Origin of the sequence: Streptomyces sp. NRRL B-24572 (genome assembly GCF_002156145.1) — a bacterium.
Lineage (GTDB): Bacteria > Actinomycetota > Actinomycetes > Streptomycetales > Streptomycetaceae > Streptomyces > Streptomyces vietnamensis.
Genome location: NZ_MWIG01000245.1, coordinates 1 through 15,160, shown reverse-complemented (window position 1 = coordinate 15,160; position 15,160 = coordinate 1). Strand labels below are relative to the sequence as shown.

Below are 15,160 nucleotides of genomic sequence, written 5' to 3'. Positions count from 1 at the left end.
CGCCCTCGCTGGCGAGGGCGCCGGGGGTCGTCGCAGAGAGCCGCTGGGCAAGGGCGTCAAGCTCGGCGGCGAGGCCAGTGGGATATCCGGAGGGTAGGGGGAATTCCTGGAGCTTGGTCCCGGTGAACTCATAGAAGCGCTCCCAGTCGTCGCTGGTAAATCCGCCCCCCTCTCCACGAATACCCTTGTCATGGCTAACCATCTTGAGCCAGAACCCGGCCGTTGAGCTGTTGAGCAACCCAAGCAGCGCCAGATGCTCTTCCGCCGTGGCGTCCTCACGGAGCTTAATTACCTGCGCCGAGTCCTTCACGGGAATCCGGCCGGTCTGCAGGTAGAAGTGATTGTGCGTCGTCACTTTTGCGTAAACGATCAACTTTTGCGCCTTGACGCGGGAGCCGTAAACCTCACGCCATGAAATCCAAGGAATTCCTCGGTCTAGCATCGTGATACTGAAGCGCTTTCGAAGTTCCAGTACGTGACGCAGTGGCCACATGAAGCGCAGCAAGTCCTCGATCTCCGCGCCTTCGAGGAGCTTCATATCCTGGTCGTACGGGCTGGTGAGCCAGGTCGCGCCGGCAAGTCCCCAATCCCGTACCTCATCGCCATTGGCGACAGCTGTGGGCCTGGCGCCTCGCTGGCGGGCGGCAGAAGTGTTCACCGAGCCAAAAGCGTTGTCCTCGCCAGTAACGATAGACAGGCCGAGCTCTTGTGACGCAGTTCGCAGCCGTACCCCCGCGCTTTCGACGATCTTCAGGATGTCTGGTGCGGCACCTCCTGCCAGACTCCATGGATGTCTTGACAGGTCGTCACGTCGCGTGTCGCTAACGCTGATCCAGTTACTTTCGGAGCCTGGGGAGTCGGTCTGCTGAGTGATAGCCCGCCAGACGAGTCCATCCTCCGCCTTCTCCGGAGCCGCTGGCTCCCCCTGAACGCTCCGGACGGTGCGGATGGTGGCTCGGCGTGCGCCCGTGTAATCCAGCGGGCGGCCGACGAGGATGACCGTCGGAGTCCCATGCCCCGGGATGTACGCCCCCGACGTGTCGATGACCTCCGTCAGTTCGACCTGATCCCGGAAGAAGCTCTCGATCAGCTTCGCACCGAACTCTCTCTTCATGAACGAGTTCGCCGTGATCTGGCCGACCATGCCGTAGCCGAGCCCGGACTTCTCGTCGCCCCGAACCGCAAGCTCAAAGAAGCGCTGCGCGAATGGGACCGACAGTGCGTACGTACCCGCGCACGCGCTGTACAGCTTGCGATACAGCTCGTTGAGCGTTTTGTCCTTGACCGTGATGTACGGAGGATTCCCCACGACCACGTGGTAACGGCCCCGGTTCAGGATCTGCGGGTACTCGAACACGTCCTCCGTGCTCAGCGCGTAGTACGGGTCTTCGGCGTCGCCCGATTCCACACTCTCGCCAAAGCTCAGCTGCTCGTCGCCGAAGAGTCCCTCCTGCCGGTGCTCCGTCGGCAGCAGCGAGTCACCCACCGCGAGCTGGACCGGCCACTCGTACTGCCGCGCCTCTGCGAACGTCCGAATGCCGCTCGAAGCCATCGCCGCGACCAGCAGCCGGAAGCGGGCCACCGCAACCGCGAACGGGTTGAGGTCCACCCCATGCACGGACTCCAACGCCGCCCGCACTCGTTCGTACGGGCCGACTTCGGGTCGCTGCGATGCCCACATCCGCACCAGCCGCCGGAACGCCCCGAGTACAAAGTGCCCCGACCCACATGTCGGATCGATCATCTTCAGTTCTTCGAAGCCGAACTCCCGCACTGCCGGGGACATAGTCCGGTCGAGGATGAACTCCTCCACGAACTCCGGGGTTTGCAGCAGCGCGTACGTCTTGCGGGCTGCCTCGCTCAGATCCTGGTACAGGTCGCCCAGGAACCGGGTGTCCCAGCCCTCGGTGCCGTCCTCGCTCAGCGGATCGCTGAAGTCGTGTACGAGAACAGGGCCGCCGGCACCGCCGTCGCCGTCCCCGCCGAGCACTCCCTCGCCAACGCGCTGCTCCCGCCAGAACGCCAGCAGCGCGCCCGCCCCGTCATGCGAAAGCGGGATCTGATAGAGCGGGTTGTGGTCGCGGTCGAAGAGCAGCCGGCCGGCCTGCCCGGCGCCCAACTCTGCGAACGCCATCTCCAGCCAGCCTCGGTACGTCGGGTCGGCGTCCTTCTCCAGGTACTCCTCGTACCGCGCCTGCGCGGTCTCGCGCCCCGCCACATCCGGGGCGGTGATGTAGGGCTCGGCGATCAGCCGGTTGTCCTCGCTGAAGCGGACGAAGACGGTGCCGAGGACCCAGGCCACCGCAACCTGGGTGATCCGCTCCCCGAGCCAGGCGTTCCACGTCGCCGCCGTACGGCCCAGCTTCCGGGCCTGCTCATACTCACCGCGCAGCCGCGTCCCTACCTCGGGGACAGCTTTGACCTGCTGCTCAAGGTCGGTCTCTGCCGCCTTGACCTGCTTCTGCAGGTCGGCGAGGAGGCTCTTGCGGTCGATCACGGAACGGCTCCTGTGGAGAAATCGGAGAGGGCGGAAGAAGGCCGGTTCAGGTGGAGAAGAGGGTCAGGCGTCCGGCGCGAGGTGTTTGCGCGCGACCCAGGCATCGGGCACGACGATCCACTCGTCGAACCCTGCCTGGTACGGCACGCTCTGCCCTGCCAGCCGCGGTGCTTTCGCCGGGTCAGACTGGGCGACGAGCAACCACAGCGGGCTGCCACCCTGCCGCGCTTCCTCCGCAAGCCTTACGAGCAAGTCCAGCGCGTCGTACCGGGCGAGCACCGCAGTGTCGGTAAGGAGCAGCGGTCCCTGCCCCTGCCTCAGTCGCTCTCGCAGCTGCGGCTCGATGCGCCCCCACGCCTTGTCTGTGCGGATGCGCAGCTGCTGGTGAGCCCGGCTTCCGGGTTCGGCGGCGTCGGCCTTGAGGACGGTCTCCCAGGTCGGTCTGGCCGCCTCGCCGATCACACTGCGCAGTTCGTTCACGAAGAGCCCGGTCAATGACACCGGCCGCACACCGTACGGCTCGTCCGCCAGGTGCTGCACCGCGTTCTCAGCACCCCGGTGGGGCACCGTCAGGACCCGGAAGCCGTCCTGTCGCGCCGAGTGCCTGAGCCGCTGTTCGGCCTTGACCGCGGCGGCGACGGCCGCGTCCGCGTCGTACTGGGTAGGGGCGGAGCGACGGGCCGCCGAGGCTCCCCAGCTCGCCGAGGTCAGGCCGGCGGTGGCGCCCCCGGCCGGACGGTCCGGGATGAGACGGAGCACCTTGTCGTAGCGCGTCGCCAGCTTCAGCTCGAAGCCGGCCTGCTTCAGGTAGCGGACCAGTGCGCTGCCCGTGGGCAACTCGCGTGGCACCAGCGGGTCTGTGCCCAGGTCAGGGAATCGGGTCGTGACTCGCTTGTGCAGGGCGTCAACCGTGAGGCCAGGCAGTCGCTCCTCCTCGACACCCGGCTGGACGGCGACCACACCGGCCTGGGTGATCCTCAGCGCGCGCACCAGGTCCAGGTCGCGCGGGTAGATCTCCAGTCGGGGGGTGAGAGCGGCTCGGGTCGAGGCTGCCACCGCGATCTCGGCGGTGCGCCGCTCGTCCCAGCCCAGGTTTCCCGGCGGCCGTCGCACCGCGTCCAGCTCGGTAAGGACGGTGCTGGCCGTCGGCAGAGATTCCAGGTCCGCGAGTCGGTCGGCCCGCGCGCCCAGGTTGAGCGCGTATTCCTGCAGAGCGGGCAGCGTCGGGGTGTCCGGGCCGTCCACGCCCTCCCGGACGTCCAGGGCGAGCAGGCCCAGCACCGGATCGGCGCCCTTGGGCATCCGGGCATGGAAGTAGCGGAAGAGCGGCGGGGCCTCGTTGTTGTAGCTCTCTCGCTCGACCACCGCACGCAGCAGCGACAGGGCGAGCGCGCGCCGGTCGCGCCGTTCCACATGCTGGGTGCCGCGCCGGGCGATCAGCGCGTCGGCAAGCTCGATCACCGGGGCCACCCGACCGCGCTCGGCAAGGAGTTCCACCACCTCCTCGCTCAGCAGCCCGAGCGCGGTGTCGTGGTGCCAGCGCTCGCGCGCCTTCTTCACGATCTGCGGGATACGACCCGCGGTCAGGCCCACCGCGTCGGCGACGTCCCGCTGCCGAACCCATGCCAGACCCTCGGGCAGCTTGCCGGTCTCGTTGGGCAGTCTCAGTAGCAGCCGGACCGCTTCGCGCTCCTTGGCGTTGGAGCGGGCGCTGCCGCTGGATGGCTTCGGGACCAGGCGAGCGGCCAGCGCGTCCAGGCTCAGCGCGCCCAGCAGCTGCGGGTCAGTGACATTGCCACCGTCGGCGGCGACCGATTCGGCGACCGCCTGTTCCAGCTCGGTGATCTCCTGACCGGCTGCCTTGCGGGCTTCCGCGCTCAGTGGTGCGGGGGTCGCTTTGCCGAGTCGGAGGTTCCACTCCTTCTGCCGGCGCTGGATCTCCTCCCGGGTGCGCGAGCCCATGCCCGGCGCGGTGAGGAACTTCCTCGCCGAGTACTCCAGTACGTCCCCGACGGTGTTCAGTCCCATGGCGAACAGCTGGGACTGCGCGGAGAGCGTCAGACCTGCCACGGACAGAGGCGTCGTACGGTCAGCCCTGGTCGCCTGCTGGTCACGCACCTGCTCGACAGCGGCATCGTCGTCCTCGCGTCCGATCTGTGGCCCGGCTTCCTGCGCGGTCCCTACGCTTTCCGCCATACCGTGCCCGGAGCTTGGAGCCGTTGTCCGCTGCGCATCCAGGAAGAGCGCCTGCCAGGCACGCTCCATCGGCTTCAGGTCCGAGAACCGGTCCTTCACGTCCCGCGCCAGAGCCTTGCGGAAGAAGGCGACCAGGCCGTCGCGAACAGCCGGCTCGAAGGCGTCAGCGGCGAGCTGCGGGTACGGCCACTCCTTCGGATCGGTCTGCCGGGCCGTAACGGCACCGTCACCCCATCGGGGCAGCTCGTTCGATGCCATCTCATGCAATGTCGCTGCGAGCGCGTACCGCTCAGCATGACCGTCGTACGAGCCGCGCGTGATGATGCCCAAGAACGGGTCGAGGTAGCCCTCGGTGCCCGCATCGATCTCCTTCGCCGGGTAGCCGGCGAGCGAGAAGTCGATCAGCACCAGCTGTCGAGTGCCGTTGGGACGGATCCGGATTGCGATGTTGTCCGGCTTCAGGTCCCGATGCCAGATTCCTTCCGCCTCCAAGTGCTCCACCGCGCCGAACAGGTACTTCCCGTACGCCTCCAGCTGGTCCATGCCCAGGCGACCGTTGTCCCGCAGCTGACGGGCGACGGTGTCCTCACGCCGCCTCGGTCCCTTCCCGTCACCACGGTCCTGGTCCTTCAGCTCTCGGCTGTCGCCGACGTATTCGAGAGCGAGCACCCGACGACCCGCGAGAGTCATCGGCTCCCGCTCGTACAGCGCGATGATGCTGGAATCCCGGTGGATGCGACCCAAGATCTGGGCCTCCCGGTCGAGGACCGCGTGCTTGGCTTCGCTCAGCGCGACCTTAAGCACAGCCACCGGCAGGGCGCCGCTACGCCGCGGCTCACCCGCGAGATCCCTCACCAGGAATGCCCGAGAGGTCGAGCCCGTGCCGAGCCGGCGAACAACCTCCCAGCGCCCGGCCAGTACATCCCCGGCCACGGCCTCCAGCGGGTCCTTCTCTGGCTCGCCCCGATCCTCGTCCGCTTCCGATCCCGACCCGCCGTCCCCGCCCGTGCCTGCGGCTGTGACCGAGCCGACGGAGTCCTTTTCGGTGAATGCCTGCTCGACGTACTCCAGCATCTCCAGGAAGTCGTCGACCGTGGACAGGCGCCGACCCGGTTCGTACGCGGTGGATGCCTCCACCAGGTCGTCGATGTCCGGGTTGAGTCCGTCAACCAAGGCACTCGGGCGCAGGCTCTCACCGGCTTCCAGGCGGGCCAAGACCTCGCTCTGGCTTGCGCCTGGTGCCTGGCCGGTGACCAGCAGATACGTGAGAACGCCGAGCCCGTACACATCGAGGCGCACCGGATCGGCCTTCGGGATCCTCAGCTCCGGCGCCAGATACGGATCAGCCTGCTCCGAGACGTGGAACCCGGACACATTTGTAGGAGCCAAGGTCAGTGGCCGGCCACGGCTGGCGCTCTGGCCTGTAGCGATCTGCCAGTCCGCGATCTGCGGCCAAGGGCTCAGCCAGCGCTGCTCCTCGCTGAGCTCCCGCCCGCGCGGGCCGCGATCACGCGGAATGATGTGCACCGCGTGCGCCGACAGCGTGCGGTGATGGAAACGGCGTGAGTGCGCGGAGCGCACCGTCTCCGCGAGCTGCCGTACGAGCGCAAGGCGACCCCGCAGGTCCATCTGCTTCCCGTGCTGCACCAGAAAGTCATCCAGCCGCAGAGTCTCCGGGTGGTAGTCGAACAGGATCGTCGGCCCAGCCGGATGCCCCGACGGCAGGTAACTCTTCAGCTGTACCGCACCCGGGTGCCGGAACCGGCTGAGCACCAGCGCCTCGCGGGCAGCGGCCTGCTCCACCGAACGCCGCTCGGCGTCCGAAGCACCGCGCTCGCTGAGGAAGACGCGCACTCGCGCCAGATCATGCAGCTGGGAGTGACGACCCAGGTAGTCGGCCCAGGTGGGCCCGGAGTCGAACGCCTTCGCGTCCAGGAGATAGGAGCCCACCTCATGCTGGCGGCGGATCGGTGCGATGCCGAGCTTCTTCAGGGCCCCGCCGACGCGGCGAGACGTCTCTGCCGTTATCCGGCGCCGGGCGTCACCCGGCGGTTCGGCCAGCATTTCCACGAGCTGCTTGACCGTGAATACGCCGTTCAGATCGGCGGCCGGCAGGTTCACGCGGAGCTTGTCATCGGTGAAGCAGACCGCCTCGCCCACCCAGATCTTCGGCCGGTCCCCGGGCCGACCAGAGACGTCGTTGATCAGGCCGGCCAGTTCCTTGGCCTTCCGATTCGCCAGGTGCAGGGGGTTGCCGTGTCGCCGCTGGGTCCCGCCGGGCGTGGTCTGCACCCAGTCGTTGCCGCCGCCGTGTACCGAACCGTGCCAGTCCTTCAGCTCGAGGAGGAAGACCCCGGCCGGAGCGGTCACCAGAAGATCGACCTCGCGGACATGGCCACTGTTCGCGGTGAACGTGAAGTTCGACCAGGCGCGCCACGGCTCCTCGTCCGGCATACGCCTGCGGATCGCTTCCAGGCCGCGGCGCTCGTGCTCGTGCTCGGACTCGGTGACCATCGTCCACCGATCTTCCAGCATGCGACTCCCCGCCTGTGTCCGTTTGCGCACATTTGCGCGTACCGCGATCCTGCCGCCGTTCGCAGGAACGTCGGGCTGCCCCCGCTGGATGAATCTTAGAGGGCAGGACTGACAACAAGAGGGGGAGTGGGGTTCCTGGAGATCTTTACCTTCGAGCGTGATCACCGGGTTCCCGCTGGTCAGGTACAGATCGGCCATCGCATGTCAGTGATGGCCCCTCGCTGCCGCTTACGTGTGGGCGCAGGAGCCGCCGGTGGTGGGGCTACGGCAGGAGCGCCGTTGCCATGCATCACTGATCTCCCCCTGCGCCGTTTCCAGCCGGAGCCCAGACGAAGCACAGCCTTGGTCAGGCTTGTGCGGGCCAAGCGCCGGGCAGAGAGCCCGCATGGGTGATCTGACCGAGGAATGGGCGACGCAGGTCGCGGAGGCCGAGCTCAGCAGCACGCTTCCACGGAGGTGGGCGCACACACAGGGAGTGGCCAAGCGCGCAGTCGAAGTAAGTCAGGTTCTCGGCCAGGACGCTGGCCTCCTCGTTACTGCCGCCACGCTGCACGACGTCGGGTACGCGCCGCGGCTGGCCGTAACGGGGTTCCATCCACTAGACGGAGCGCGGTTCCTTCGGGACGAGCACGGGGCCGACGAGAGGCTGACGCGGCTGGTCGCGAACCACTCGTTCGCGCTCATGGAGGCTGAGGAGCGAGGGCTCCGGCGGGAACTCGCGACCGAGTTCCCCTTGCTGGAGGAGCCGCTGCTGGTGGACGCGCTCGTGTACTGCGACATGACGACGACGCCCGAAGGCGGACGGACCACTGCCGAGGAGCGGGTCGCGGAGATCCTTGGCCGCTACGGGGACGACAGTGTGGTCGGGCGGTTCATCCGCCGGGCGGCGCCGGAGATCTTCGCCGCCGCCGGGCGGCTGGATGTCGCGCTGGCGGCTCAGCCCAGGTAGGGGTAGGTGCCGACGAGGTAGTCGCCGATCTGCTGGCGCATGCTGGCGTGGATGTCGTACTGGGCGAGGTCGGCCGGCTGAACGAAGCGGACACCATCGGCCTCGTCGTTGACCGTCGGCTCGCCGCCGACGGGGCGGCCGATGTAGGTGCTCTCGTACTGCTGGCGGATCTCACCGTCGGTGTACGCCACGATGTGGTTCGGGTTGGTATAGACGCCGAGGAAGCCGGTGATCTCGGCGACGATCCCCGTCTCCTCCAGGCACTCGCGCACCGCGCACTCGGCGGCGGTCTCGCCGATGTCCTGGGCGCCGCCGGGCAGCGCCCACTGACCGGTGTCACGGCGGCGCTGGAGCAGGATGGCGCCGCTGTCGTCGACGACCAGCAGGTTGCTGGCGGGGATGAGGGTGTTGGCCTTGGGGGCATCGGGGTCGTTGTAGTACTCAGTCCTGCCCATGTGCGGCGGTCCCCTCCTGGTCGGGTGTCCACGGCCGTGCGCCGGCCCAGACGGCGTCGAAGCTCTGAGCGTAGTTGTCGAACCAGCCGCCTTCGGTGCCCTGTCTGACGTGGAGCAGCGGGTTGGCGCTGGCCGGGCGTCCCCATACGTGTGGGTTGACCAGCAGGTTCTCGTCGTAGAGGAAGAGCGAGGTGTACAGGGTGGTGTCGTGCAGTCGTACCTCGCACCCCGGCTGGCCCAGAGGGGGAGGATAGTAGGTCAGGAAAGCGGGGATCTTCGCCGCGAGCGTGTCGCCGATCCCTTCCTCTCGGCCTCGGACGGCGACCGCCCCACCGGTGGGGTCGCACGCACTGGTGGACCTGGCCCAAGGTGATGCCGCCCCGCTCTGAAAAGCGGTCCGCAGCGACGTGCTCAACCATGGCCATGTGCGCTTCGAGAACGGCTTCGCTCTGGTGGGAGCCTTTCATAGAGACCACCCACGCCTGTCGGCCAGCCATCGGAGAGTGACTTCGCCGCACCATGTCTGATGTTGGCGGAGATGTGGTGACCAATCCGCCGGCGGCTGTGCGCCAGAGACGAGGAAGAAGCCGGAGAGCGCGGCGAGGGCAGCGTCGAGCTGTTCGTCAGCGACTCCGCGGGTGGTGGGATGTGCGGCGAACAGAGTGCTGGCGTCGTGACCGTCGGCAAATGCTGTGGCGAGGAGCAGAACGAGGTCGAACCAGCTTGCGCCGATGCAGGGCCAGTTCCAGTCGCAGATCCACGCGGCATCAGTGGTGTCGATGAGCACGTTGTCCTGACGCAGGTCGTGGTGCAGGACAGCGTTGCCCGCTGTGGCCTTCCGCCATTGGCTCTCCAGCCCGGTCAGCTGTGGCGTCAGCCGGAGCGGCACCCACCCCGGAAGGATCTCCGGCTTCACGCTGCCCGCTTGGACGTCACGCCAGCCGGTGAAGTCGCCTTCGGCATCGACCGGCTTGAGCACGAGTTCCAGCATCTGCGGAGAGGGGGTGGCGAGCGCCTCGGCCGTCGCGGCGTAGGCGTTCAGGGTGGCGTCCAGCTCGTTGGGCTGCCAGGGTTCGGCGGGCATACGGCCACCGTCGACTGCCTCGAAGCCGAGGACCACCCAGTTGTCCTGTTCCTCGATCCACTGCAGGCGTGGTGCTGGGACCTCCGGCGGGAGCGCTCGGTTGATCAATGCCTCCCGCCGGTAGCAGTTGGCGATCGCGTCGTTCATCTCGCCATTGACCGCCTTGATGAACTGTGTGCCGCTGGCCCCTTGGGCCACTGCGGCGAAGCCGCTGGTGAAGCCACTCCCTGCGCTCGGCCCCACGTCCACTGCTCCGCCCAGGTGCCGTGCGATCAGCTGGCGAATGCCCTGGGGAAGGTCGCCCCAGCTCGGTCGGGTGGCGGTGGATGCGTACCTCAAGCGAGGGGTGACGATGTTCGGCATCCAGCAAGAGTGAGGGAAATCCTCCGCCCTGTGCGAGGGATTTCTGGTGCGGCTCTGGGCCGATCCGCTCGACGGCGGCCTGTGCCGTCCGACCTCCAGAACCAATCAGCCGTGTGACCGCAGGTGTCAGCTCGGCAAGCACTGTCTTGTCCGTGCGGTCAACCTCCTTCCCCAGTTCCGAGCTCTCGGTAAGCCAGCCGTTCCCCGGGGCCCACCACGAAGTCAGACAGGGTGACGACATGCCCGGTGCGCAAAATTGCTTCGACAGCGAGATAGCAATCAGCTTCCCTTGCAGGGCACTTACTCCCGTCAAGGAGGACAGCCATGTCCAGCAGAGGACTTTCCGCGCTGCATGTGGAGGAGTTCGTTGCGAATGGCTTCGTCCGAGTGGACGAAGCCTTTCCCTCCGAGGTAGCTGCCGAGTGCCGGGCCATGTGCTGGCAGGAGACGGGCTGCGACCCGGATGATCCGGAGACGTGGACCGAGCCGGTGATCCGGCTCAGTAACTGCGCTCAGGAGCCCTTCCGCCGGGCGGCGAACACGCCGCGGCTTCACGCAGCCTTCGATCAGCTCGTCGGGCCGGGCCGGTGGTTGCCTCGCGAGAGCATCGGCACGATCCCCATCCGGTTCCCCCACCCCCGGGATCCGGGCGATGCCGGGTGGCACATCGACGGCGGCTACCACCTCGAGGGGCATAAGTCGGGCCCGCCGTGGGTGAACGTCCACTCGCGCGGCCGTGCGCTGCTGATGCTCTTCCTGTTCTCCGACACCGCGGAGAACGACGCACCGACTCGGATCCGCGTCGGCTCGCACCTGCAGGTCCCCTCTCGTCTGGAGCCCGCCGGCGAGGAGGGCATGAGCAGTGACGACCTCGCGGCCACTGGACTTTTCGAGGCGACCTCTGGCTTCCCTCAAGTACTGGCTACCGGCAGGGGGGACGTCTTCCTGTGTCACCCGTTCTTGGTACACGCGGCGCAGCCCCACCGAGGAGCGGTCCCGCGGTTCCTGGGCCAGCCACCGCTGTACCCAGCGCAGCCGATTCAGATTGCGGGGGAGGATGGTGCTTCCCCCGTGGAGATCGCCATTCGGCGAGGCTTGACGTCCTCGTAATGCAGTGGTCAGCCGGCACCGCCCCCGTTGGAAGGCTCGTCGGCGGCGGTGTCGGTTGAAGGAGATCCGTACGGCTCTGCACTTGCAGTCTGGGTGACCTCCGAGCGGGCCGGTGGACGCCCCGGCCGGCTCGACAGGGGCGGCCGGCATGGGAGGCACGTTCGGTCACGCCCTGGCCGCCGACTTTTCATCCGACCGCCAAGGTTGCGTACGGCTGACTCCAGCGTGATCAGGTCTACTCCCCCAGCGCTTCAAGGTGCTGCGCGAAACTCGATTGCAGGCTCTCCAGAACAGCCTTCCCCTTATCCGCGGTGGCCTGCGACGGGAAGCCGATGACCCCTGATTTCGTGTACTCGCTCATCCCCCGGACGAGAAGGAACGGGCGATCACCGCCATCGTGGTCTGCGTCGGCGAACCCGTCGCGGACCAGGTAGGGAGCGGCATGCAGCAGGATCGAGGTCTCTATCTCTCCGGCGTGCATGTCTCCGTGCCGGTCTGACACCAGTCCCCCGCGCTCCCGGGCACGAGACCAGTCAGGCCCCAGCGGGAACAGGGACATCGTCGGGCCGTCGACATTCGCCTCCTGAACCACGTTGGACAGGACGTAGTTCCCGCCGTGGCCGTTAATGATCACGAGCTTGTCGACTCCGGAACGCGCGAGGGACGCCCGGATGTCGTCGATCACCGCCAACAGGGTCTTGGCACTGATACTGACCGTACCCGGAAACGCCGCGTGCTCGTGGCTGCACGAGATTGTGATCGGTGGAAGCAGGTGCACCGGGTAGGCAGCGGCGATCTCCTGGCCGACGATGCACGCTACCGCTGTGTCGGTGATCAGCGGGAGGTATTGGCCATGCTGTTCGAAGGACCCGATCGGCAGGACAGCAACGCGGGGCTGCCGCTCCAGGACATCGGTGCTGGTAGCGGTTGGCAGCAAGTTCACGGCACTCCTCTTGTCGTCAGCCACGGCGGAGGTTCACGCCGATTGCCTCGGGCTTCGCCAGCGACTCCGCAGCAGACCCCGGTCCTAGAATGAGGGGTGCCTCGGCCGTCCGGAACTCGCTTGGCCGCCTGTCCCGGACGGCCGAGCGCTTCTCGGCCGTTCTGGCCGGCGCTCAAATCATCGCGAAGGGTTCCAGCGCCTTCGATACGATGACAGCGGCCTGCAACCACGATCCGTCACCATGTGTGACGGTCCCTCGCGACCACCCTGGTCATCGTCGCTTGCAGCCTCCCGCCCTAGGCCCGCCGTGGCAGCGCCACCGGCGCCGTACGTACGAAATGGAGCATCCGAGGATGGCTCGACACCTGGTAACCAGCGCGCTTCCCTACATCAACGGGATCAAGCACCTGGGCAACATGGTCGGGTCGATGCTTCCGGCGGACGTGTACTCCAGGTACCTCCGCCAGCGCGGTCACGACGTCCTCTACATCTGCGCCACTGACGAGCACGGAACGCCGGCCGAGCTGGCCGCCAAGGAGGCCGGGCTGACGGTCGCCGAGTTCTGCGCGCAGGCGCACGACGCGCAGAAGGCCGTGTACGACGGGTTCGAGCTTGCCTTCGACTACTTCGGGCGCAGCTCCTCGCAGCAGAACGTCGAGATCACGCAGCACTTCGCGCGGAAGCTGAACGAGAACGGCTTCATCGAGGAACGGGCGATCCGGCAGGTGTACTCGCCGGTCGACGGCCGCTTCCTGCCGGACCGGTACGTCGAGGGCACCTGCCCGCACTGCGGCTACGACAAGGCCCGCGGCGACCAGTGCGAGAACTGCACCCGCGTGCTCGACCCGACCGATCTGATCGACCCGCGCTCGGCGATCAGCGGTTCCACGGACCTGGAGGTCCGCGAGACCAAGCACCTCTTCCTGCTGCAGTCGAAGCTCCAGCACGAGGTCGAGGAGTGGATCGCCACCGTCAGCGACCAGTGGCCGCACCTGTCCACGTCCATCGCCCGTAAGTGGCTGACCGAGGGCCTGAACGACCGTGCCATCACCCGCGACCTCGACTGGGGCGTCCCGGTGCCGGCTGACACCTGGCCGGAGCTCGCGGCCGAGGGCAAGGTCTTCTACGTCTGGTTCGACGCCCCGATCGAGTACATCGGCGCGACGAAGGAGTGGGCGGACGCCGCCAGCGACGGTGAGGCCCGCGACTGGAAGTCGTGGTGGTACGAGGCCGATGACACCGTCCGGTACACGCAGTTCATGGCCAAGGACAACGTCCCCTTCCACACGGTGATGTTCCCCGCCACCGAGCTCGGCGTGCGCGAGCCCTGGAAGAAAGTCGACGTCGTCAAGGGCTTCAACTGGCTGACGTTCTACGGCGGCAAGTTCTCCACCTCCCAGAAGCGCGGCGTCTTCACCGACGCGGCCCTGGAGATCCTGCCCGGCGACTACTGGCGCTACTTCCTGATCTCCAACGCCCCCGAGTCGGACGACTCCTCCTTCACGTGGGAGCACTTCACCGCCACGGTGAACAAGGACCTGGCGGACACCCTCGGCAACTTCGTCAACCGCGTGCTGTCGTTCTCCCGTAAGCGGTTCGGCGACGAGGTCCCGGCCGGCCACGCCGCCGGCGAGGTGGAGGCGAAGCTGGGCGAGGAGATCGCGCGGCTGCTCGGCGAGTACGAGGAGCAGATGGAGGCGCTCCAGTTCCGCAAGGCCGCCGCCGCCCTCCGTGCGCTGTGGTCCGCGGGCAACTCCTACCTGGAGGAGAAGGCGCCCTGGCTGGAGATCAAGACCGACCCCGAGGGCGCGGCGCTGACGCTGCGCACGGCGATGAACCTGATCCACCTGTACGCGGTCGTCTCCGAGCCGTTCATCCCGACGTCGGCCGCCGCCATGCGCGGTGCCTTCGCCCTGGGGAACGACACCGCGACCTGGGTGACGGCGGAGCAGGCCAAGTCCCTGGACACCGTCCCGGCAGGCACCGCCTTCACGGTGCCGCCGGTGCTCTTCGCGAAGATCACGGAGGAGGACCTGGAGTCCTACCGTGAGCGCTTCGGCGGCGCCCCGGGTGCCTGACGGACATCCCGGCCCCGTGCCGTCCCGACTCTCATCGGGCGGCAGGGGGGCTCCCGGCACCGTTGCTGGTTTCGACACATGCAACACCGGCCAGGTCCCTCCCCCAACCTCCAGCAGGCCGAGCGAACGACATCAGCCATTGGCTGATCAGCACCCTTACGGTTCGGTGCGGCCTCCTTGATCCTGCTGTGCTGGAGCAAGGGGAGGGCCATGGCAGCGGCACGGAAGCGGCGGGTATCGGCTGCGCGTAGGCGCCGCCAGCAGCGATTCAAGATCGGTGCCATCGCTGGGAGCGTGGGCGTCGTCGTGCTGGTGGCCTCCTGGAACGTGATCTGGCCCTATCTCGTGGGTGCGCTCGTTCTCGGTGGCGTTACCGCTGGTGGGTGGTGGTTGTGGCACACCGATCGGTTCATCCGTAGCGGTGATCGGCAGTGGCGGCATGACGAGGCTGTGAAGGCTGGGCACCGGACTCTGGCCGAGGTCGACGCGATGACGGGGACGGAGTTCGAGGACTTCGTCGTGGACCTGTGCCGGCGCGACGGGTGCATCGACGTGCGGAGGGTCGGTGGCTCGCACGACAACGGGGCTGACGTCCTGGGGGTCCTTCCCGACGGGCGGAGCATGGTGATCCAGTGCAAGCGGTACACGCCCAAGAGCAAAATCCCCAGCCGGGAGGTCCGGGACCTGCTCGGCGCGAGGGTGCACTTCAAGGCCGACGTGGCGATCTTCGTGGCCACCACGTACTTCAGCGGGCCGGCTGAGAAGTTCGCCACGGAGAACGACATCCTCGCCGTCCATCGCGATCACCTCGGGCTGTGGAACAACGGCGCCTCGCTGCTGTCGCTCGGCACGGTGAATGGCATGGGACAAGGGGACCGGCGGCATCGGGAGAGATGGAAGGAGACGTACGAGTAGAGGGCGAGGACGGCCGGAAAACGATGGTGCGGGGG

The 15,160-nt window shown here is 67.4% G+C and carries 9 protein-coding genes and 1 pseudogene; 4 read left to right on the top strand and 6 right to left on the bottom strand.

Annotation, left to right across the window (positions count from 1 at the left end; translation table 11 throughout):
• Together pglX and pglW are read right to left on the bottom strand one after the other, a co-directional pair.
• On the bottom strand, nucleotides 1–2,497 hold a 2,497-nt coding region (pglX, locus tag CCN56_RS15370), incomplete at its 3' end, for a BREX-2 system adenine-specific DNA-methyltransferase PglX (RefSeq protein ID WP_086827350.1).
• Between the two features lie 63 nt (nucleotides 2,498–2,560).
• Nucleotides 2,561–7,228 carry a BREX system serine/threonine kinase PglW gene (gene pglW, locus CCN56_RS15365; protein ID WP_086827348.1) on the bottom strand — a complete coding sequence of 1,556 codons (4,668 nt, stop codon included), beginning with the start codon at nucleotides 7,226–7,228 and terminating at the stop codon, nucleotides 2,561–2,563.
• A gap of 385 nt (nucleotides 7,229–7,613) precedes the next feature.
• On the opposite strand from pglW, the gene CCN56_RS15360 reads away from it, so the two are divergent.
• Nucleotides 7,614–8,177 (top strand): HD domain-containing protein, encoded by a 564-nt coding sequence (locus CCN56_RS15360; RefSeq protein WP_086827346.1) that lies wholly within the window; start codon nucleotides 7,614–7,616, stop codon nucleotides 8,175–8,177.
• Here the strand turns inward: CCN56_RS15360 and CCN56_RS15355 are convergent.
• The 3 genes and pseudogenes from CCN56_RS15355 to CCN56_RS15345 form a co-directional block, all read right to left on the bottom strand.
• On the bottom strand, nucleotides 8,165–8,632 hold the full coding sequence (locus CCN56_RS15355) for an NUDIX hydrolase (protein ID WP_086827345.1): 468 nt from the start codon (nucleotides 8,630–8,632) through the stop codon (nucleotides 8,165–8,167). The two genes, CCN56_RS15360 and CCN56_RS15355, sit on opposite strands and share 13 nt — an antisense overlap.
• Nucleotides 8,619–8,975 (bottom strand): annotated as a pseudogene (locus CCN56_RS15350) (XRE family transcriptional regulator); the annotation flags it as partial. The gene CCN56_RS15355 and the pseudogene CCN56_RS15350, both read right to left, overlap by 14 nt.
• 120 nt (nucleotides 8,976–9,095) lie before the next feature.
• Nucleotides 9,096–10,079, bottom strand: coding sequence for a hypothetical protein (locus CCN56_RS15345; protein ID WP_086827343.1), 984 nt, complete (start codon nucleotides 10,077–10,079; stop codon nucleotides 9,096–9,098).
• A 324-nt stretch (nucleotides 10,080–10,403) separates the two neighbouring features.
• On the opposite strand from CCN56_RS15345, the gene CCN56_RS15340 reads away from it, so the two are divergent.
• Nucleotides 10,404–11,189 (top strand): phytanoyl-CoA dioxygenase family protein, encoded by a 786-nt coding sequence (locus tag CCN56_RS15340; RefSeq protein ID WP_086827341.1) that lies wholly within the window; start codon nucleotides 10,404–10,406, stop codon nucleotides 11,187–11,189.
• A gap of 235 nt (nucleotides 11,190–11,424) precedes the next feature.
• Here the strand turns inward: CCN56_RS15340 and CCN56_RS15335 are convergent, their stop codons facing one another.
• Entirely contained in the window at nucleotides 11,425–12,156 is a 732-nt protein-coding gene (locus tag CCN56_RS15335; RefSeq protein ID WP_218779414.1) for a creatininase family protein, read from the bottom strand.
• A gap of 329 nt (nucleotides 12,157–12,485) precedes the next feature.
• Between CCN56_RS15335 and metG the strand changes: the two genes are divergently transcribed.
• Both metG and CCN56_RS15325 read left to right on the top strand, forming a co-directional pair.
• A complete protein-coding gene (metG, locus tag CCN56_RS15330; RefSeq protein ID WP_086827337.1) occupies nucleotides 12,486–14,210 on the top strand; it encodes a methionine--tRNA ligase in 1,725 nt (574 codons plus the stop codon).
• 210 nt (nucleotides 14,211–14,420) lie between these two features.
• Nucleotides 14,421–15,125, top strand: a complete 705-nt coding sequence (locus tag CCN56_RS15325; RefSeq protein WP_086827336.1) for a restriction endonuclease — start codon at nucleotides 14,421–14,423, stop codon at nucleotides 15,123–15,125.
• Nucleotides 15,126–15,160: the final 35 nt, after the last annotated feature.